The organism is Prosthecochloris marina, from assembly GCF_003182595.1.
In the GTDB taxonomy this organism is placed as follows: domain Bacteria; phylum Bacteroidota; class Chlorobiia; order Chlorobiales; family Chlorobiaceae; genus Prosthecochloris; species Prosthecochloris marina.
This window is the reverse complement of record NZ_PDNZ01000006.1, coordinates 95,534-114,643: the sequence shown is the minus strand read 5'-3', so window position 1 is coordinate 114,643 and position 19,110 is coordinate 95,534. Positions and strand designations below refer to the sequence as shown.

At 47.6% G+C, this 19,110-nt stretch carries 18 protein-coding genes; 5 read left to right on the top strand and 13 right to left on the bottom strand.

Annotated features, from left to right (window positions below; translation table 11 throughout):
- Position 1: 1 nt before the first annotated feature.
- Positions 2–1,336, top strand: coding sequence for an aminomethyl-transferring glycine dehydrogenase subunit GcvPA (gcvPA, locus tag CR164_RS09385; RefSeq protein ID WP_110023728.1), 1,335 nt, complete (start codon positions 2–4; stop codon positions 1,334–1,336).
- Here gcvPA and dapA read toward each other — a convergent pair.
- The 5 genes from dapA to CR164_RS09360 form a co-directional block, all read right to left on the bottom strand.
- Positions 1,329–2,222 carry a 4-hydroxy-tetrahydrodipicolinate synthase gene (gene dapA / locus CR164_RS09380; RefSeq protein ID WP_110023727.1) on the bottom strand — a complete coding sequence of 298 codons (894 nt, stop codon included), beginning with the start codon at positions 2,220–2,222 and terminating at the stop codon, positions 1,329–1,331. The two genes, gcvPA and dapA, sit on opposite strands and share 8 nt — an antisense overlap.
- A gap of 243 nt (positions 2,223–2,465) precedes the next feature.
- Positions 2,466–4,208, bottom strand: coding sequence for a DNA repair protein RecN (gene recN, locus CR164_RS09375; protein WP_322113408.1), 1,743 nt, complete (start codon positions 4,206–4,208; stop codon positions 2,466–2,468).
- A gap of 15 nt (positions 4,209–4,223) precedes the next feature.
- On the bottom strand, positions 4,224–5,234 hold the full coding sequence (locus tag CR164_RS09370; RefSeq protein ID WP_110023726.1) for a lamin tail domain-containing protein: 1,011 nt from the start codon (positions 5,232–5,234) through the stop codon (positions 4,224–4,226).
- 97 nt (positions 5,235–5,331) lie between these two features.
- Positions 5,332–5,550, bottom strand: coding sequence for a Sec-independent protein translocase subunit TatA/TatB (locus CR164_RS09365; RefSeq protein ID WP_110023725.1), 219 nt, complete (start codon positions 5,548–5,550; stop codon positions 5,332–5,334).
- 127 nt (positions 5,551–5,677) lie between these two features.
- Complete coding sequence (locus tag CR164_RS09360; RefSeq protein ID WP_110023724.1) at positions 5,678–6,322, bottom strand: phosphatidylserine decarboxylase; 645 nt, start codon at positions 6,320–6,322, stop codon at positions 5,678–5,680.
- A 140-nt stretch (positions 6,323–6,462) separates the two neighbouring features.
- Here CR164_RS09360 and tilS point away from each other — a divergent pair, with 140 nt between their 5' ends.
- Complete coding sequence (gene tilS / locus CR164_RS09355; RefSeq protein ID WP_110023723.1) at positions 6,463–7,458, top strand: tRNA lysidine(34) synthetase TilS; 996 nt, start codon at positions 6,463–6,465, stop codon at positions 7,456–7,458.
- A 155-nt stretch (positions 7,459–7,613) separates the two neighbouring features.
- Here the strand turns inward: tilS and CR164_RS09350 are convergent, their stop codons facing one another.
- The 5 genes from CR164_RS09350 to trpD all read right to left on the bottom strand — a co-directional run bounded on the left by CR164_RS09350 (position 7,614) and on the right by trpD (position 11,651).
- Positions 7,614–8,660, bottom strand: a complete 1,047-nt coding sequence (locus CR164_RS09350) for a hypothetical protein (RefSeq protein WP_110023722.1) — start codon at positions 8,658–8,660, stop codon at positions 7,614–7,616.
- A gap of 7 nt (positions 8,661–8,667) precedes the next feature.
- The gene (gene rnhA, locus CR164_RS09345; RefSeq protein ID WP_110023823.1) at positions 8,668–9,108 is read right to left on the bottom strand and encodes a ribonuclease HI; all 441 of its coding nucleotides are present in this window, start codon (positions 9,106–9,108) and stop codon (positions 8,668–8,670) included.
- 135 nt (positions 9,109–9,243) lie between these two features.
- Positions 9,244–9,462 carry a 50S ribosomal protein L28 gene (rpmB, locus tag CR164_RS09340; RefSeq protein ID WP_110023721.1) on the bottom strand — a complete coding sequence of 73 codons (219 nt, stop codon included), beginning with the start codon at positions 9,460–9,462 and terminating at the stop codon, positions 9,244–9,246.
- A 78-nt stretch (positions 9,463–9,540) separates the two neighbouring features.
- Positions 9,541–10,533, bottom strand: coding sequence for a chlorophyll synthase ChlG (gene chlG, locus CR164_RS09335; RefSeq protein ID WP_110023720.1), 993 nt, complete (start codon positions 10,531–10,533; stop codon positions 9,541–9,543).
- Positions 10,534–10,595: 62 nt separating this feature from the next.
- Positions 10,596–11,651, bottom strand: coding sequence for an anthranilate phosphoribosyltransferase (gene trpD / locus CR164_RS09330; protein WP_110023719.1), 1,056 nt, complete (start codon positions 11,649–11,651; stop codon positions 10,596–10,598).
- 316 nt (positions 11,652–11,967) lie between these two features.
- Here trpD and CR164_RS09325 point away from each other — a divergent pair, with 316 nt between their 5' ends.
- Both CR164_RS09325 and cutA read left to right on the top strand, forming a co-directional pair.
- Positions 11,968–13,032 (top strand): aminopeptidase P family protein, encoded by a 1,065-nt coding sequence (locus CR164_RS09325; protein WP_110023718.1) that lies wholly within the window; start codon positions 11,968–11,970, stop codon positions 13,030–13,032.
- A 478-nt stretch (positions 13,033–13,510) separates the two neighbouring features.
- Positions 13,511–13,867, top strand: a complete 357-nt coding sequence (gene cutA / locus CR164_RS09320; protein ID WP_110023717.1) for a divalent-cation tolerance protein CutA — start codon at positions 13,511–13,513, stop codon at positions 13,865–13,867.
- On the opposite strand, the gene holB is transcribed toward cutA, so the two are convergent.
- The 3 genes from holB to CR164_RS09305 form a co-directional block, all read right to left on the bottom strand.
- Complete coding sequence (holB, locus tag CR164_RS09315) at positions 13,832–15,082, bottom strand: DNA polymerase III subunit delta' (protein ID WP_338053125.1); 1,251 nt, start codon at positions 15,080–15,082, stop codon at positions 13,832–13,834. The genes cutA and holB overlap by 36 nt on opposite strands.
- Positions 15,083–15,112: 30 nt before the next feature.
- A complete protein-coding gene (locus CR164_RS09310) occupies positions 15,113–16,024 on the bottom strand; it encodes a branched-chain amino acid transaminase (protein WP_110023715.1) in 912 nt (303 codons plus the stop codon).
- 273 nt (positions 16,025–16,297) lie between these two features.
- Complete coding sequence (locus CR164_RS09305) at positions 16,298–17,503, bottom strand: 6-phosphofructokinase (protein ID WP_110023714.1); 1,206 nt, start codon at positions 17,501–17,503, stop codon at positions 16,298–16,300.
- Positions 17,504–17,806: 303 nt separating this feature from the next.
- On the opposite strand from CR164_RS09305, the gene CR164_RS09300 reads away from it, so the two are divergent.
- Entirely contained in the window at positions 17,807–19,081 is a 1,275-nt protein-coding gene (locus CR164_RS09300; RefSeq protein ID WP_110023713.1) for an ABC transporter permease, read from the top strand.
- Positions 19,082–19,110 lie beyond the last annotated feature (29 nt).

Sequence of the window (19,110 nt, the reverse complement as noted above, 5' to 3'; positions counted from 1 at the left end):
AATGCCATTTATTGCCAATACGGACAGCGACCGTGATGAGATGCTTAAAGGAACAGGCGTGGCATCTTTTGACGAACTGATTGCGGATATTCCTGAAGAACTTCGTCTGAAAGAGCCGCTCGATCTTCCTGCAGCACTCACCGAGCCGGAAGTAATGCACCTTATGGAGAAACTCGCTGCAAGTAATGTCTCTACGGCGAGCCATGTCAGTTACCTTGGCGGAGGTGCCTATGACCATTATATCCCTTCTGCAATCAAGACCATTGCATCACGCAGTGAGTTTTATACCGCCTATACTCCTTATCAGGCCGAAGTTTCCCAGGGTACGCTTCAGGCTATCTATGAGTACCAGAGTATGATCTGCCGGCTTTATGGCATGGATACGGCAAATGCATCACTTTATGACGGTGCGACGGCTCTTGCCGAAGCTATTTCTATGGCTATGGTTGTCACCGGCCGTTCAAAGGCTGTTGTAGCAGGCAAGTTGCACCCGAATTCCCTGCATGTTCTCAGGACATTCATCGAGGCTGGTGGTGACCGTGCGGTTGTTCAAAATGTTCTGACGGATGGCGTTTGTGATATGGAAAGTCTGGAGAAAACTGTCAATGAGGGCGTTGCTGCCGTCATTGTCCAGCAGCCGAACTTTTACGGATGCCTCGAGGACGTCGATCGTATCGGTGCAGTTGCCCGCGATAACGGAGCTCTTTTCATCGTTTCGGCAGACCCGGTTTCTCTTGGAATTCTCGAAGCTCCAGGCAATTACGGTGCGGACATTGCTGTCGGCGAAGGGCAGCCTCTTGGCAGCGCATTGAATTTCGGCGGTCCGTATCTCGGAATTTTTGCCGCCAAGAAAGACTATGTCCGCAAGATACCGGGACGGCTTGTCGGAATGACCAGAGACAAGGATGGGGAAGATGGTTTCATTCTTACTCTGCAGACGAGGGAGCAGCATATTCGACGCGAAAAGGCAACCTCGAATATCTGTACCAATCAGGCTCTCAATGCTTTGCAGGCGGTGGTGTATCTCTCTCTTCTCGGTAAGCAAGGGCTCAAGGAGGTTGCGGATCATTCCTTGCAGAAATCACATTATCTTGCCGGCAGGATTGCCGAACTGCCGGGATATTCGTTGAAATATCAGCAGCCGTTTTTCAGAGAGTTCGTGGTAAAGACACCGGTACCGGCGGAGAGGGTTGTAACAACGATGCTGGAGCAGGGGATTCTTGCCGGTTACGATCTAAGTGCTGTAGGTGATGAAGGATTGCTGGTTGCCGTGACCGAGAAGCGCACGCAAGAGCAACTTGACGATTTTGTCCGGAAACTCGGGGCTGTCAGTTGACAAGCCCCAGGCTCCTGAGTTCTTCCTTGACCTGTTCTTTATTCTCCTCTTGCAGAGCAACAAGTGGCAGGCGGTAGATCTCCTCGATCATTCCCATCAGCGAAAGGCTGTATTTGACCGGTACAGGGTTACTTTCGATGAAGTTCAGACTGAAAAGCCTGCGAAGCCTATTGTTGATCGTTCTTGCTTCCTCGAGATTGCCTTCGCGCATTAGCGTGACAAGCTGCTTTATTTCGCCAGGTACCTGGTTTGCCGCGACCGATATGACGCCGTCTCCCCCAAGGGCCATGAACGGCAAAATAAGCGGGTCTTCTCCGGTAAGGACAGAGAAGCTTTGAGGGCGCAGTGCAAGCAGTTCGATGATCTGACTCATATTGTCCGACGCTTCCTTTACGGCGGCGATATTTTCAAAGTCATTCGCCAGACGGAGAATGGTTTGAGCCGTCATGTTGCTGCCTGTTCTTCCTGGTACGTTGTAGACGATAATCGGTATGGAAACCGCTGCGGCGATGTGGCTGTAGTGCTGATAAAAGCCTTCCTGTGAAGGTTTGTTATAGTACGGGGCAACCGAGAGCAGCGCCTGTGCTCCAGCTTTTTCCGCGTTTTTTGCCAGCGTTACCGCATTGTCCGTGGCATTGGTTCCCGCTCCTGCAGCAACAAGGATTTTGTTTCCGGCTTCTTCACGGACGATCTCGATTATTTCGGTTTGTTCGCCTGCGGTAAGAGTCGGAGATTCTCCGGTTGTTCCGCATGGAATGACAATATCCGTTCCCGCGGCAATATGAAACTGTACGAGCCGACGCAGCGCTTCTTTGTCGACCGACAAATCTTGCTTGAACGGTGTTACCAGGGCAACTGCGGAACCGGTGATTTTTCTTTTTGACATAAACGATCTAAACTGCGTTGAAAGACTTCTGCAAGTCCGGCATGATATCCATGATTGGTAGTAAGTATAAGGGAAACTTATCTTTTTTGCTACAGGGCACCACTTTTAATTTGCTCACTGCAGCCGTTGCCGTGTGTGGAGCAGGTAGAGCAGCTTCCGTAAACTGTTTGTTGAACAGCGGAGCAACCGGAGAGTATTATGCTTTGAAAAGGCCGTAGATGTCTGTCGTATGCTCTGGGTTTTTTAGTCCTGCCCGTTTTTTTTTGCATGTTCGATGAGTTCCTCGGCTGCACGCAGGGAGGATTCGGATCGTTGTCTGCCGCTTAGAAGATTCGCGACCGCCTCGACATGTTGTGCACCGTTGAGGGGTCTGACTTTCGTCCGGGTGCGCTCGTTCTCTACAGTTTTTTCAACTGAAAGGTGACTGTCTGCCATTGCGGCTATCTGTGCAAGATGGGTAATCGAAATGATCTGATGCTTTCTTGAAAGGTTCCTGAGGCTCCTGCCGACTGCATCGGCTACCTTTCCGCTTATTCCGGTATCGATTTCATCGAAAATAAGAATGGGAAGTTCAGTGTTTTCGGCAAGAACGCTTTTCATGGCAAGCATGACCCTTGAGATTTCTCCTCCTGAAGCAATTCTTGCAAGTGGTTTCGGGAATTCACCGATATTGGTGGAAAGAAGAAATTCGATACGGTCATAACCATTGTCATAAGCTGTATAACGTTTTTCTCCAATGGATATATCTCCATTTTCCGAGACATCCTGACCAATGCTGACGCTGAACACGCCGTGGGGAATTCCGAGCTTTCGAAGCTCTCTCACTATGGCTTTTTCCAGATGTTTCGCCGTTTTTTGACGCTCCGAAGATATTGCTGCCGCAATCTCTGACAGCTCTTTTCCGAGAGATGCTATTTCTTCGCAAATGTGTTCATTCCTTTCGGAAAGGTTGCTTTCCAGGGAAAGTTCTTCAATGATGTTTTCCTTGAGATCGATAAGTTCTTCAATGGTTTTCCCGTACTTTTTCATTGCACGTTGCAACTGCATCTGACGTTCCCTGAGCACTTCGAGATGCTCTGGGTTGAACTCGATACTTTCAGAATAGTTCCGGACGGCCCGACTGAGTTCTTCGACGAGGCTTTTTGCGCTTTCTGCATCTTCGAGGTGTGCGTAAAAGCTTTTATCTATTGCCGCCAGACTGCCGAGTTGCTGAACGGCTTCAGAGAGCTGGACAAAAGCCGAGCGTTCCGTATCGTAGAGCTGTTCGTTGATCGCCGCACACAAACTGAAACGCGTTTCGGAATTTTCGTGCAACGTGATTTCCTCTTCAAGTTCGGCACTTTCACCTTTTTTGAGACCGAGCGACTCGAGTTCTTTGAGCTGGTACTCGAGCAAATCGCGTTTTTCCTGTATCCGGTCTGTGTCGGCAACAAGTCGTTCGAGTTCTTTTCTTCGCTGTTTCAGGTGCGCGTAAACTTTTTGATATGATTCGACGCGATCTGCAAACTGTCCGAATCCGTCCAGCATCGAAGCATGTGTTTCGGGGTGGAGGAGGAACTGGTGTTCGTGCTGGCCGTGAAGATCGATGAGAAGATCTCCCACCCGCTTAAGGACCTGCAGGGTGCAGGGAGAATCATTGATAAAACATCGTGATTGTCCTTTTGCTGAAATTTCCCGGCGCAGGAGAATCTCATCACCATGGTCGATTTCCGCCTCGTCGAGAATAGGAGACAGCCTGTGAGGGCTTTCGGGGATCATGACCGCCTCTATAATCGCTTTGCTTGATCCCGAACGGACGAGGTCGCTGTTGGCTCTGATGCCGAGAACCTGATTCAAAGCTCCTATGAGAATCGATTTACCGGCACCTGTTTCACCGGTAATGATGGTCAGTCCTTTGGAAAACTCGATGGAGAGTTCTTCGATCAGAGCGAAATTCTTGATGTAAAGGTTGGTAAGCATAGTCAAAAGATAAAGCTTCGGTGACATGAATAACAAGCTTTATCATCTGACAAGCGCCATTTGGTCTTCAAGCTCGACCATACCGCTGAATGCACTGCCGGCGATCGTAACCCTGATCAGGTAAAGACCGGAAAGTGCTGCAGTGCCGTCGTCGCAAAGGCCGTTCCATTCGAAACTTCCCTCTGGTCCAGAGGGGAGGCCCTCGGCCAGGTTCCTTGTCGATTTGCCGTCGCTGTCATAGATGACGGCTGTAACCTGATAGGCTCCGACGGGAAGCTTGTAGCGTATGATTGCTTTTTCCCCATTACCGTCGAGGTCGGGGGAAAATGTTTTCGGATCCATTGACAATGACGGTTTTTGGCCAAGCCGGTCAGTTGACAGGTAGATACTGTTTTTTCTGCCGGGAGTGGCTGCGTATTCACCGTCCATCGAGGAGGACCAGCTTTCAGGTGAGTTTGATGACAACCGGTCATTGAATTTTTCCAGAGAACGGCCTTTAGTGTTTTTTACATAAGGATTATGCCATACACTGTTGTACGAAACAGAATCGATCACTGTTCCATTGACGTCTTTCAGGGTGACGCAATCCATGTCGTTATTGAGAGAAAACGTTTTGCGCTGGACAATGAAAATTCTTACGGAGGGGTCATGAGAAAGGTAGTCGTAAAACCGAACTAGCCGTGAGGCTTCACGATCCAGGCTTTCTTCCGGCACTATGATGCCGTATTGCCCTGGGGCAAGGAGGTTGTCAGCCGAAGGATCTTCCGCAAAATGGTAGGTATATCGTTTACCGCTCGAGGTTGGACAGTCCTGGAAATACCAGCCATGAAGATTGACGGTTTCTTTGCCGGGGTTGTAGATTTCCACGAAATCCGGCTGATCCTCGAGACCGTCATCTTTTTGCTGGACTGGAGCGAAAAGAATTTCGTTTATAACCGGGAGTGTTTTGTTTTCAACAATTATCGATGTACCGTTAAGTGATATTGTATCGTTGTTTGTTTTGCAAGACGATAAAAAAAGCGTAGTTAGGAAAAGGATAAAAAAAAACCGCATAACGGCACTTATTTACTTGTTGTAGGTTGGGTATGTGGAACGTAGTCCGGGACAGATGAGGCAAGTCCGGAAATATGTCATTCCCGGACTGTCCCGGTCAACCGTTGCCGGAAGAAGAGTCCTTTTTTTGAGAGGGTTTATCATCCACTGCTTTGGTGAATTCATCTTCTATCTCTGTTTGTGCTTTCCTGAACTCTTTCATGCTTTGGCCAAGCCCTCTTGCGAGTTCCGGGAGCTTTTTGGCTCCGAAAAGCAGAAGTATCACCAAGAAAATTAAGATGAGTTCGGAACCACCTGGTAACCCGAATAAAAACATGGTTGTGTCTCCTGATAATTTATGTCACAGTGCGGAACCTGAATATTGTCCGCTTGAATGTAAATATATAACCAATACCCGTGCTTTAAACAAGGTTTTTTGTTTTTTGGCCTATATAGTGATATGGTTATGTGTTGCGCATTGCGATAACTGTTTTTCCCGCAAGAGTTTTCTCTCCTTCCGAAACAACAATTCGGGCGTTATCGGGGAGAATGATGTCAAGGCGGGAGCCGAATTTAATCATGCCAAATCTGTTCCCGGCTTCAACGTGTTCTCCTATTGTGAGGTTACAGACGATTCTTCGGGCAACGAATCCGGCGACTTGTGTGAAAAAGACCGGAAAGCCGCTGTTTTGCAGACCAATCTCCATTCGTTCATTGTTGTTCATGCTGTCATGATCGAATGCCATGAGAAATTTTCCTTTGTGATAACAAAGATGTTCGATTCGGCCACTGAAAGGGATTCTGTTGACATGGACGTTGAAAAGCGACATGAAGATGCTAACAAGTGTTGAATCCGTTCCGGTAAAAGGGTGCGAAACCTTTTTTATCAAGAGTACCCTGCCGTCAGCAGGTGCAAGGATTGCATTCGGCTCTGCAGGGGCAATGCGTGAAGGATCCCGAAAGAAGTAGAGTGTGAACAAGAAAAATCCTGAGGCAGCTGCAAGCAGCAGGATTTTTACGACTCCAGAGGATAACAGCCCTCCGGCGGCAAGTAGGGCACAGATGAGAAATGTCTTGGCGATTGTGCTGCGGCCGTAACGGGATGGCATGTTGAGAGAGTGTTACGTTATTGAAATAGTTATTTGCCTTGTTGTTTTTCGATTGTCGAGATGAAAGGAGCATTTTGTTTGTTGTGGGATAAAATACAATACATTACAGAATCTGTTTCATAAAAAAGAAAAACTGCACTATGCCTCGTGAGCTCAATAATGTCGAGCGTAAATTTCTTGAGCAGCTGATTGTTCGCAACCTTGTTCTTGCAGGAGAACATGTTCTGGCTGCAGTTTCAGGAGGCCCTGATTCCATGGCTTTGCTCCATCTTCTTTGTGCGGTCAGGCCGGTTTTGCACTGCAAGGTCAGCGTTGCGCACTGTAATTTCCAGTTAAGGGGGCGGAGTAGTCTGCTCGATGAAGAGCATGTTCGCCAAGAGGCTGAAAAACTTGGCCTTGCGTGTCACGTTCGGCATTTCGATACACGAAAGGATGCTCATGAATGGAAGCGATCGATAGAGGAAACGGCAAGAATAGAGCGTTATAGTTATTTTCATGAACTGATCGAACAACACGGTTTCGACAAGATCGCCACAGGACATCATGTAAGTGATAATGCGGAAACCATCTTGTTTAACCTTTTCCGGGGAACGTCAATTCCCGGTTTACGTGGAATTCGTGCGTTTCATGGCCATATCATTCGCCCGTTGCTGTTGATGCAGAAGGCGGATATCCTCGGGTACATCGTGGAAAAAAAGATTGATTACCGGACGGATGCAAGCAACCTCGGGGTTGAACCGGATCGTAACTTCATTCGCCACAAGGTTATTCCTCTTATAGAGGAGCGTTTTGAAAACAAACTGCTTCCTTCATTGCAAAGGATTTCGGATCAGGCTGCCGAACTGGAGGAGTTTCTTGAACTGCATTTTGAACGACTTGCCCAGGATGATGAAGGGCTTGTCCTGACCGACCACCGGCTGTTGGTGTCTTCACTCTTGCGGTTGACGGTTTTCGAAAGAAAGGAGCTCTTGAAGCGGGCTTTACAGGATTACGGACGTGAACCCTCATCGCGGATACTGCAGCAGCTTGTCGATCTTCTCGAAACTCAACCGGGGCGTAAAATCGATCTGTCTGCAGAGCTCGAGGTGGCCTGGAAGGGGAAGTACTTGATTTTCAGGAGGAAAGGTAACGGGTAGTAGGTAAATAGGTAATAGGGAGTAGGGAATGGTGGGAAGTCCTGCGCACTTGATGCGGCATCCATGGCGACGTTCATTGAAAGATGGATCCCCGGGTCGCGCTTCGCTTGCCCGAGGATGACTTTTTTATCTTTTCTTTAGTACTCGTCACTCGTCTACTGATTTTCTCCGTTTTCCATTTCGGGCTTGAAGAAGCTCAGTGGCAAATCGGTTTTTACGATGACCGATTCAAGGTTCTGCATCACATCAAGTTCTTTGAGAAATGCCTTTGCCGGTTCGGCGGTCCTTGTTCCGGAACTGCTTGAAAGCTTGATCGCGCCCCACAGGAATGTCGATGCAAAATAAGCGGAAGTTTTGTTCTGGTAGATCCATTCGGTGTGTCCTTCAACGCCATCATCAAATTTCAGGGACAGCGCCAGCTGTTTGATGCGGTTGAGGTTACCCAGGGTTTTCATGTCCTTGTTACCGGATGTCAGGCTCTGTAATGCTCCTAATGTCCAGTTTGTTGAAGACAGGGTGAACCAGAAATGTGACTTGTAAATTGCCTTGTCGATAAGCTTTGCGGTTGTCTGGTCGCGATCGAGAAAATTTTTTTCGGGCTCGAGAAAACCTCTCAGCAATTGCTCGCTGTTAGCCAGGATAACTTGTCGGGTTCCCGGTCGACATACCCAAAGTGTATCGGAAAGAGCGTAACATTCTTCACTGCCGTACTGCTTGGTTTCAATGCTTTTCTCTTTGAGATACCCTGTCGTCAGCTTGTCTTCGAATGCTCCCCACAGAATACCGAGGTACTTCTGTTTTTTGGTGTTCTGCTGTTGAAAAGCTATAAGGAGGGTATCCAGATCGCGGGCGGGAACAAAACCGGTTTCATCAACGACCTGTCGTAATGCCTTGTCTGTTTGCAGCCAGTTCATCTCTTTGAGCGAGTCGGGCATGACTTCCTGCCAAAAAGGGCTCTGTTTGATGTCTTTCAACCCGGCATAGATCAATGCGTCGGAAGTTCCTGGTAAACGGTCGATTACTGCAACCAGCTCAGCGTTCAGCGATTCGGGGTCGGTTACTGGTTTCGGCCAGTTGACCCATAATAGCTGGGCGATAAGCCCGATAGTGCCTATAACCAGGGTGATCAATAGAAGGCTTGGCTTTTTTTTCTTTTTTTCACCTCCGATCTGCTGGTCTGACTGTTCTGGTTGGTTTTCCATTCGAACTTTAACTATTGTTCTGAATCGCTTGTCTGGCAAGAAAGTCACAGCGGTTATTGAACTCATTGTCGCTGTGGCCTTTAACCTTGTGAAAAGTAACGTTATGTAATCTAATCAACTCCAGGATTCTTTTCCAAAGGTCTATATTTTCAACCGGTTTTTTTGCCGATGTTCTCCAGTTGTTTGTTGTCCATTTTTTCAGCCACTGCTGATTGATTGCATTGACGAGGTAGCTTGAATCACTATAGAGGCCGACATCACATGGTTCCTTTAATGCTTCAAGGGCTTTGATGGCAGCCATCAGCTCCATTCTGTTGTTTGTCGTTGAAGGGGAGAATCCGGAAATTTCCCGTCGGACATCGCCAAACATGAGCAATGCTCCCCAACCACCTTTTCCGGGGTTTCCACTGCATGCACCGTCAGTGTAGATGATTACTTTTTTCGGCATTGTGCTATCAGTACCATGTTGTGGGTTTGTTGGTCTGTTGGAAAGGTGCCGGAAACCGGCAATAGGGTAAAGACAAAAAAGCTCAACCATGTGATTGGTTGAGCTCAGGAAAAGTAAGAAAGCGTTTACCGGAAATTATTTGAGTAACTTAGCGAGTTCTGCGGTTCCGGTTTTCGACATGATTTTCATTGCCTTTGCGGAAAGGCGAACTTTGACCCAACGTTTTTCCTCTTCAAGCCAGATGCGTTTGGTATGAAGGTTTGGCTCGAAACGCTTGCGGCGATGGTTATTGGCGTGTGATACTGTATTTCCGTACTTGGGCCTTTTTCCTGTCAGTTTACAAACTTTGGACATAATTGCGTTCTGTTCTCGTTGTGAAAATGATTGCGAATATAGCAATTCTTTTTCAAAGTAAAAAAGCAAGGGGCGAAATTACGGCCTTATACCAATAGCGCAAACCATCATTGAAAGGACATACAGCAGTGTGCCGAAAGCGTTGTACCACACTGCCTTCTCCTTTGGATTATCGATAAGTGTCTTTTGCATCGGGAGCTGGAATGCAAGCAGAAGTATCGCTATACCCGACATGAGATATGCCGATTTTGCAAGCAGGATCCCTATAGCGACCAGCTGTGCGATGTCCATGATCACGGATGCGAGTATGGCAGCTTTTTTCTCGCCGAGTTGAACAGGGATCGAGGCTACCTTTCTGATGTTATCTCCCACTACGGATTTAAAGTCGTTAAGTGTCATGATGCCATGGGCACCGATGGAAAATATTATTGCCAGCGCGATTGATTCTGAAGATGGTACTCCCTGGGTGATTGCAAAACTGCCAGTAAGCCAGGCTACGCCTTCATAGGCGAGACCGACGATGAGATTGCCGAACCATCCGTTTCTTTTCGCTCGTATTGGCGGGCCCGAGTAAGCGTGGGACATGAGTACCCCGACAAAGGCGATTGCCATGACATAAGGATGGATCGACCAGGCGACGAGAAATCCCGTCATGATAAGTGTAAACGTGATAATCCAGCTTGCCTGCTTTGATATTTTTCCTGCCGGAATAGGCCGATCGGGTTCATTGATTGCATCCACTTCACGGTCGAAGTAGTCATTCATGGTCTGAGACATGGCGCACATCAAGGGACCTGCAAGGATGACGCCTCGAAGCAGGATGGACCAGTTGGATGCGATATCTTCGCCTGTAGACACTACACCACAGGCAAAAGCCCACATGGGAGGAAACCATGTGACTGGCTTCATAAGGGGCAATATTGCAGAGGGCTCCAGTTTGAAACCTGGCTTGTTGACATTGTTGAGGGCCCGCTGTATTGCTTTTTCCCTGGCTGCGCCTACTCCGGAAGAGAGTAATTGAGCCTGCAGGTTCTGCTTCAGCTCGGTATTACCGGCGTTACGTCCGTTCATGGTTTACTGGTTCATGAAACAAAGCAACAATAATACGAGTTTTTCTGCAGAAATGTAAGCATTTACTTATGCGATGTGCGGTATTTGTCGGCAATTTCACTATTAAGGGAAAGAATACGTGAAAACTGCGCAGCTGCTTTTCCGCTTTCCAGGCAGTTTCTGGTTTTCATTAAACCGTCATCGATACAGCTGGCAGTGCCGGAGACATAACATGCCATTGCCGCACTGTAGAGTGCAGCTTCTGTCTGGGCTTCCGTAGCGCTTCCGTCAAGAATTTTCAGAATAATCTCGGCATTATGTTTTTTGTCGCCCCCTTTTAAATCTGCAATGTTCCATCGGGAAAGACCGAATGTTTCAGGCAGAACTTCGTGATAAAATATTTCTCCTTCGTGAAGTTCTGTAATACGTGTCGGGCCGCATACGCTTGGCTCGTCAAGTCCTGCCCCTGTTTCGGTTTCTCCATGGACAACCAGTGCATGACGGCAGCCTGTCGCTTTCAAGGTTTGTACGTAGATGTCCATGATATCCATATCGAAAACGCCGACAACCTGCCGGTTTGCCCGGGCGGGATTAACCAGGGGGCCGAGCATGTTGAAAATGGTTTTTATGCCCAGTTCCTTACGTACATGCGCTACCGCTTTCATCGAAGGGTGATACAGCGGGGCAAAAAGAAAGGCGAAACCGGTTTCATGAAAAAGCTCTTCGGTACCTTTCGGTGGTAAGTCTATGTTATACCCCAGTGTTTCGAGGACATCAGCGCTTCCACAATGGCTCGTGACGGAGCGGTTTCCATGTTTGGCTATACGGACCCCCGTACCGTTTGCGATTATTGCAGCAGCGGTAGAGAGATTGAATGTCCCTGCTTGGTCTCCTCCTGTGCCACAGGTGTCGACAGCATTTTCATCAAGATGAACGGGCAGTACCCTGGAAATAAGGGAACTATAAGCACCGATGACTTCTTCAGCAGTTATTCCCTTTTTTTGGAGTAAAACGAGAAAGGCCGCTATAACGCTGTCCGGAAACTCGCCCTGTATGATTTTTGCTATGCAACCTTCCATTTCTTTGCGTGAAAGGTCGCAATCTGCGAGCAGCTTGTAAAGTAACTCCTTATACTGCATAGAATAAAGCTTTAACAAAAAGAAGAAAAAACTTAAATCTTGTACTGAACATTTTTGCACGTGTTCAGTATCACTATGTTTTTCATGCGATTGTTTCTCTCCTTCCGGGTGAAGCGAACATTGAAAGCCCTCTCTTTTTAATCCCCGGCAAGCTTGAATATGCAGACCATGGTGAATCTGCTTCAGTACAGCGAACTATCCCCCTGTTTGTCAGGGCGGTCGACAATCGCTCGGTTAAGGTTAAAAGTATAAATTAAAATAAGAATGGCAACGATAAGAATGAATAATTAAATCAGTAAAATGGGGTTAACACAGTATGTCTCAAGAGCTTGAGTCACTTTTTCGGAAAATGTTTCGGTTAGGGGTTGATACCTTTATGGTGTCTGATCTGCATGTGATCAGATGGTTGACAGGGTTCAGCGGTTCCAATGCAAGAGTATTGCTTAATCGTCATCACAGCGCATTGTTTACAGATTTTCGCTATGGTGAACAGGTGAAGCATGAGGTGGACTCTATGGAGTCGGTCATTATCCAAAACAGCTTCGTCGATACTTTCGTTGATGGAGGATATCTGCAGGGAAAAAAGCTGGGTATTCAGGCTGAGCAGGTGACGGTGTATGATGCCGGACAACTCGGAGAGAAGTTAAAGGGGGTCGACATAGTGCCCGTGCATGGTTTTTTTGACGAGTTCCGGGAGCTCAAAAACGAGCTGGAAATTGCATGGATGAAACAGGCGGCGGCAATCAGTGAAAAGGTTTTCGAAGAAATTTTGCCTCTGATATCTACCGAAGCAACGGAAGCCGAGATAGCAGCTGAAATTTCCTATCGTCATAAGCGCTACGGTGCCGAAAAAGACTCTTTCGATCCTATCGTAGCTTCCGGCATCCGTTCAGCGTTGCCGCATGCAAAGCCTGCAAAAAAAACATTCAGTCCGGGAAACCTGATTGTTATCGATATGGGCTGTGTCTGTAATGGTTACGCGTCCGACCAGACAAGGACCGTCGCTTTTGGGCGGATCCCTGATGAAGCACGTAAGATCTATGAGATAACACGAGAGGCTCAGCAACTCGGAATCGAGGCGGCGCGACCAGGAATGCCCGCTAAGGAACTCGATGCGCTGGTGCGTAGTTACATCGATAAAAGCGGTTACGGTGAATTCTTCGGGCATGGTCTCGGCCACGGTGTAGGGGTGGAGGTGCATGAAAAGCCAAGGCTCGGAAAGACATCGGAGGATTATTTATTGTCCGGTTCGGTGTTTACGATCGAACCGGGAATTTACCTGCCGGAAAAATTCGGAGTTCGCATCGAAGATACTGTGGTTATGGGTAAAAGCGGCGTTGCTCCATTCCAGCGTTTCACAAAAGAGCTGATAGAGTTATAGGGCTATACGTGAAAGCTGATTGATTCAAGTTGCTTGCACGAGGTGATCCGGCAACCAACTTCCTCCAAAGTCATGCCGCACTCGATGCGGCATCCATGGAGAAAAGCAGGGAATCCAATGGATCCCCGGGTCGCGCTTCGCTTGCCCGAGGATGACAAACGTGAGAAGGAAAAAGGGGAAGGGTAGTAGGTAATGGGTAATCGGGAATAGCGGGAAGTCATGCCGCACTCGATGTGGCATCCATGGAGAAAAGCAGGGAATCCAATGGATCCCCGGGTCGCGCTTCGTTTGCCCGAGGATGACGGAAAAAAAGAAGTCCGAGGGTGACAATAAAGAAGTCCGAAGATGATAGAAAGAATGTCAAAGGATGAAATGATAAAAATGAACGTGAATCCGGTTTTTTCTGTGTTCTTTTTTGACTCGCTTGAATAGTTTCAATACAATCGCTGTAGTTCCCTTGAATAAAAAAATACTCGGGATGGATACATTATCATACTGCGTAGTCATTACAACCGCTCCTGATATGGGAGAAGCCGACATGCTTGCCGAAGGGTTGCTGAACGAGGGTCTTGCTGCATGTGTTCATCTGCAGGATATCCGCAGCCGTTATATCTGGGAAAAGAAGCTTTGCCGGAATGAGGAGACGGTTTTATGGATAAAGACGCTTGAAAAGCACTACGAAACAATCGAGATGTTCATTCAACGACATCATCCTTATGAGCTTCCTGAAATCATCAAGATCCCGATTACAGGAGGTTCATCGGGGTATCTGCAATGGATTGCAGATACAGCAGACGGTTCAGGAGCGCCCGACCAGGTTCTTGAGCCGGATTGAGTAGACTGAAAGGGTTAGCAGCGGGTTGACGTTGCGTTTGATTGCGCGGATGGCTTCTTCGGTTATCGTTGAAATGGCAAAAAAGTCGGGGTTGGGGAAATTCTTTGCAAACCGGTCTATCGTTGTGCCGAGATCAGGGTTGTTGAATGAGTCCCATGCAGGATTGATGATTTTGTGATGAATATCCTGAAAAAAAAGCAGAAGAGAGCCGAGAAATGTTACCATTTCCTGTTTTCCGAAGCTTTTCGAAATGTTCTCCGTATCTGTAATCGCTTCGGCCAGTTTGCCCGGGGAGAGAAGTTTGCGCAAATAATCAATTGCCCGGTCACGGGTTGCAATACCTTCGAACGTCTCGTGCCTTCCTTCTTTAAAGCTGTCGATCATCTCTGTTGCAATGCCGAGGTTTCCTCTTGAAAAATTAACGATGAAACGCTGCACTTCAGTCTGGAACTCGGGATGCGTGTTTTGCAACCAGTTTTCAATGTCCGAGGGTTTTATTCTCGAGAATTTCAATATCTGGCAGCGTGAACGAATGGTGGGTAGGACGCTTTCGGGGCGCGAGGATACCAATATGAAAAGTATATGTCCTGGAGGTTCTTCAAGCAACTTCAGCAGTTTGTTTGCTGCAGAGGGGTGAAGTTTTTCAGGCTGCGATAGAACGAATACTTTTTTCCCGTTTTCAGCCGGCATGAACGATGCTTTCTGCTGAAGGGAGGTTATCTGTTCGGTAAGGATTCCCATCGACCGGTCCATCGATGGAGTAAAAAAAGGGTTCTGTTTTTTCTTCTCGATCAATGACTCGTAACGCTCTCTTGCTTCGGTTGTGCGTTTGTTTTCAGCTTTTGCAGGATCGTTTTTTTCAAGAAGAGCCGATTCAACGGGAAAGACATATTCTATGTCGGGGTGCATGAAATTGTCAATTTCCCTGCAGCTTCGGCAAGTTCCGCATGAACCGGTTTGATTGTCGGCATCGGGGTTTTCGCAATTGAGCACCTTGGCGAGCTCGAAGGCGACAGATTCTTTGCCGGTTCCTTCAGGCCCGGTAAAAAGGTAAGCATGGGCGAGCCTATCGGATAAGACGGCTTTTTGCAAAATGCTTACCTGCAGATTTTGACCGATAATGTCCTGCCAGCTCATGGTGTATCGGAATAGTGACAAGTGACGAGTGATAAGAAACAAGTACGCAACAGGAGACAGGTTACTATTGACTGCCATTCCACTCGCCACTTGTCACTGCCTGGTAGGTTAAATAAACGTCAGCCAGTTATATGGATCTTCGCCTGTCTGGACGATTTTCAGATAATGAGATTGTAAGGTTTCCGTAACAGGTCCTCTCATTTCATTGCCTATCGGGTATTTGTCGATGCTGCGAACCGGGGTTATTTCAGCGGCGGTACCGGTGAGGAAAACCTCATCGGCAATGTAGAGCGCTTCTCTTGGAATCGAGGTTTCACGGATTTCATAACCGAGTTCTTTTGCGATGTGTATAACAGCTTGACGCGTAAGTCCCGCAAGGACTGATTGTCCTGACATTGGCGTATAGATGATTCCGTCACGGACAACAAAAATGTTTTCGCCGCTTCCTTCTGAAACATAACCATTGATATCCAGGCCGATACCTTCGGCATAGTTGTCCATAATGGCTTCCATCTTGATCAACTGCGAGTTGAGGTAATTGCCTCCTGCTTTTGCCCATGTCGGAAGTGTGTTGGGGGCCAGTCTGTTCCAGGAAGAAACCCGGACATCGACCCCGGTTTCAAGAACGTCTTCCCCAAGATATGTGCCCCATTCCCAGGTGGCGATGGCGACTTCAATGGCTGCAAGATGAGGGTTGACGCCAAGAGCGCCTTGTCCACGGTAAACCAGCGGCCTGATATAACAGGATTTATGCCCGTTTACCCTTATGGTATCGAGTACGGCATCCTTCAACTCCTGCATGGAGTAAGGAATTTCTATTCTGTATATCTTCGACGAGTCGTAAAGGCGTTTGATGTGCGCATCCAGGAAAAGAATTGCAGGGCCTTTTGCTGTTTCATAGCATCGTATCCCTTCAAACGTTGATGACCCGTAATGAATAACATGTGAGAGAATATGTATTTTGGCGTCATTCCAGTCGATAAGCTCGCCGTTCATCCAGATTTTTTCGGACTTATTCATTATTGATCGGACATTGATTAGTAAAAGGGTGGCTCTATTCGTTTGTTGTGTGCCGTGATCATTGCATCAGGGCGGATGGAAAAGTGTCGTCCACGACAATTTATAGAGGTTCCCTAAAGTATCGAAACTTAAACTTCAAAGATATACTGTTTTGCCTTTTTTAAAAGCAGTACAGCTTGATTTTTCATATACAGAGAGCCAAACCGGAAAGATTTGGCAGGAGAGAGAATGACGAAGGCCCCGGTTTATGACAAGGCCTTCGTCAATCGAAGGTCAATATATCCTTTCATAAACACCATCGACTTCTCTCAGAATCGGCTCGTACGCTTCGACGTGTCTCCCGAAACAGATTCCCAATGATTCATAGAGCGCTACCTGGTCGAGATCGACATATCGTTGTGCGATAGCCTTACTTGATTCGATGTACTCGATCTTGCGGCCCTTGACTTTGGAAATCGTTACTCCGGTTTTGCCTTCCGCAAGAAGTATCACGGCAGCTGCCCCCGCTTCGTAACCGAAATTGACATCATAAGCTGAGGAGTTTCCTGCGCGCACAAGATGTCCAGGGTGGATTTCACGTACTTCCGGGATTTCATAGATGCCTTCGACAAACATGCCGGTTTCTTTCATGAATTCCGGCATGTCGGGATCGGCTTTCAGTCTTTTCTTGAGTTCCTGACAGACATATTTTCCCGCTCCGGCGAGTTTTTTGTGGCCGAAAGCATCCACGCCTGCAGATTCGTCGACAATGTCGGAACCATCAGCGTTTTTAAGGCCCTCTGCAACGACGATGGTATACGTACCGGCATGGACATCACTTTCCTTGATGCGTCTGGTGAAACGACCTACGATATGCTCGTATACGATATTCCAGTCTGCCGGTATTTCAGGAATGAGAATACAGTCCGCTTCTGCAGCAACCCCGCTTCTGAATGCGGTGTGTCCGGCGTACCTTCCGAATACTTCGGTAACCAGAATGCGGTTATGTGTTCTACCGGTTGTTTTCAGGTCCTGGACGAACTGCGCAATGCGGTTGATGGTGGAGTCGCCACCTACCGAATAGGTTTGCAGGTCCAGGTCCATGGTTTTCGGTGCATGTATGCAATGGATCCCGTTATTGTTCAGATCGACCATTACGCTGCCGCTGTCATCACCACCGCTGATAACCAGACCGTCAAGTTCGAACTTTTTCATCCCTTCCTTGATGCGGTTGTATTTTTCGGGATTGCTGATGGCCTTTATCTTTACTCTCGAGTGCCCGGCTTCCGAACCCGCAAAGTTACCGGAAAACTGGTCGAGACGCGCAGGGTCAAGACGTACAAGTATTTCCTGGTCTACAAGGTTGTACAGCCCGGCGTAGCCATTGGGAATGACATACATTTCGAGGCCTTTTGACAATGCCATAAATGCAGCTCCTTTAATGACGGCGTTGAGTCCGCCGCAGTCTCCGCCGCTGGTTAAGATGCCAATTTTTTTCACAGTAGCGCTCTCCTGGTTGGTTTAGTTTGTGAACGGCTGAATTTCAGTACACCAAGATAGATTATGGAACATGATTTATCAACTGAATTTGTCGCTGTTCTGAAGTGATGGCAAGTTTTTACAGCCTGCCATTGTACGATTCTTTTGTTATTTCCTCGCTTCTTTCGGCAAGCCTCGGGCATCTGTTTTCCGATACCTGCTATTCTCGAACGAAACAGCAATGATGCAAGTCAACAATTTTGGGACTTTCTCGTTATCTTCATCTTACCGGTTCCATAATTCGGATTTCTATTTTTTTCGGTAATGACCCTATTCGATCATTTGCGAATCGCCTGGGTACATCTCAGAGAGAGGAAACGTCAGGCCATACTGACCGCGCTTGGAGTCGCGGTTGGATCAGCCATGCTGATCACGACGATTGCCGTTGCCGGAGGCATGTCGAGAAATGTAGTGAACAAGATTATCGATATTGCTCCACATGTTATTGTCAGCGCAAAAACTGTTGAACCTCTTGTGCCTGACAATCTCATCGGGGATGAGAAAAATCTGCTCGGCTTTGTTGAAAAAAATGTCACCGTGGAAGAAAAAGAGATAATCAAGAATTATCCCGATGTTGCCAGGCGTATCGGTCAGCTCGAGTCGGTGGAAGTTGTTTCTCCATATGTTACAAGCAATCTCATTGTCCGTAACAAATCATGGTTTATCTCTTGTGTTGCAAGAGGAGTCGTTCCTGAAAAGGAGGCCGATATCGCTCGTCTTTCTTCAAAACTTCTCGAACCGGAAGCGTTGAGAGAACTTGCCTATACGCCTAACGGTATTTTGGTCGGCAACTTACTCGCTGAAGAGCTCAATGCTTCCTACCACAGCCTTCTGTTGCTGATCAATCAGAAGGGTGAAGAGTTTCCGGTGACCGTTGTTGGCCGGTTCAGCACTGGGTTCAATGCAAAAGACAGGCAGGAAGCTTACATCAACCTTGCGCTTGCTCAGCGAATCGAAGGGCTGGCTGCCAATTCCGTTACGGGTATTGGGATTAAAACTGCCGACGTCAGTCGGGCGGGTGCCGTTGCCGATGCTGTGGAGCGGCAAACCGGATACGAGTCTGAAAGCTGGGATGAAACAAACAAGAACGTGATCGATTTCTATAACCGAAACGGAACAATTACCCTTGTGCTTGTCGGTTTTGTTTTTATTGTCGCCGGTCTTGGGGTTTCATCGGTCATGACTACGGTTGTTCTTCAAAAAGTGAAAGACATCGCTATTATGCGGTCGATGGGAATTCAGCGCCGGAGCATTACCGGCATATTTATGGCAGAAGGCTTTATTATCGGTTTGTTCGGGGTAAGTTGCGGTGCTCCTTTGGGGCATCTTATCTGCAGAATGGTTGCTTCGATTCGTTTTGAAGCAAACACTGCCGGTGTGATGCAGAGTGACAGAATCAATGTTTTGGAGACCCCGGAAGCCTATTTCATTGTCATTGTTTTCGGCATTATCATTTCGGTGATTTCAGCTTTCGGACCGGCAAGAAAAGCTGCCGGTTACGTGCCGGTGAAGATTTTACGTGGACAGATGGGAGCGTAGTGAAGGCAAAAGAGCGGCCAATGTCAAAA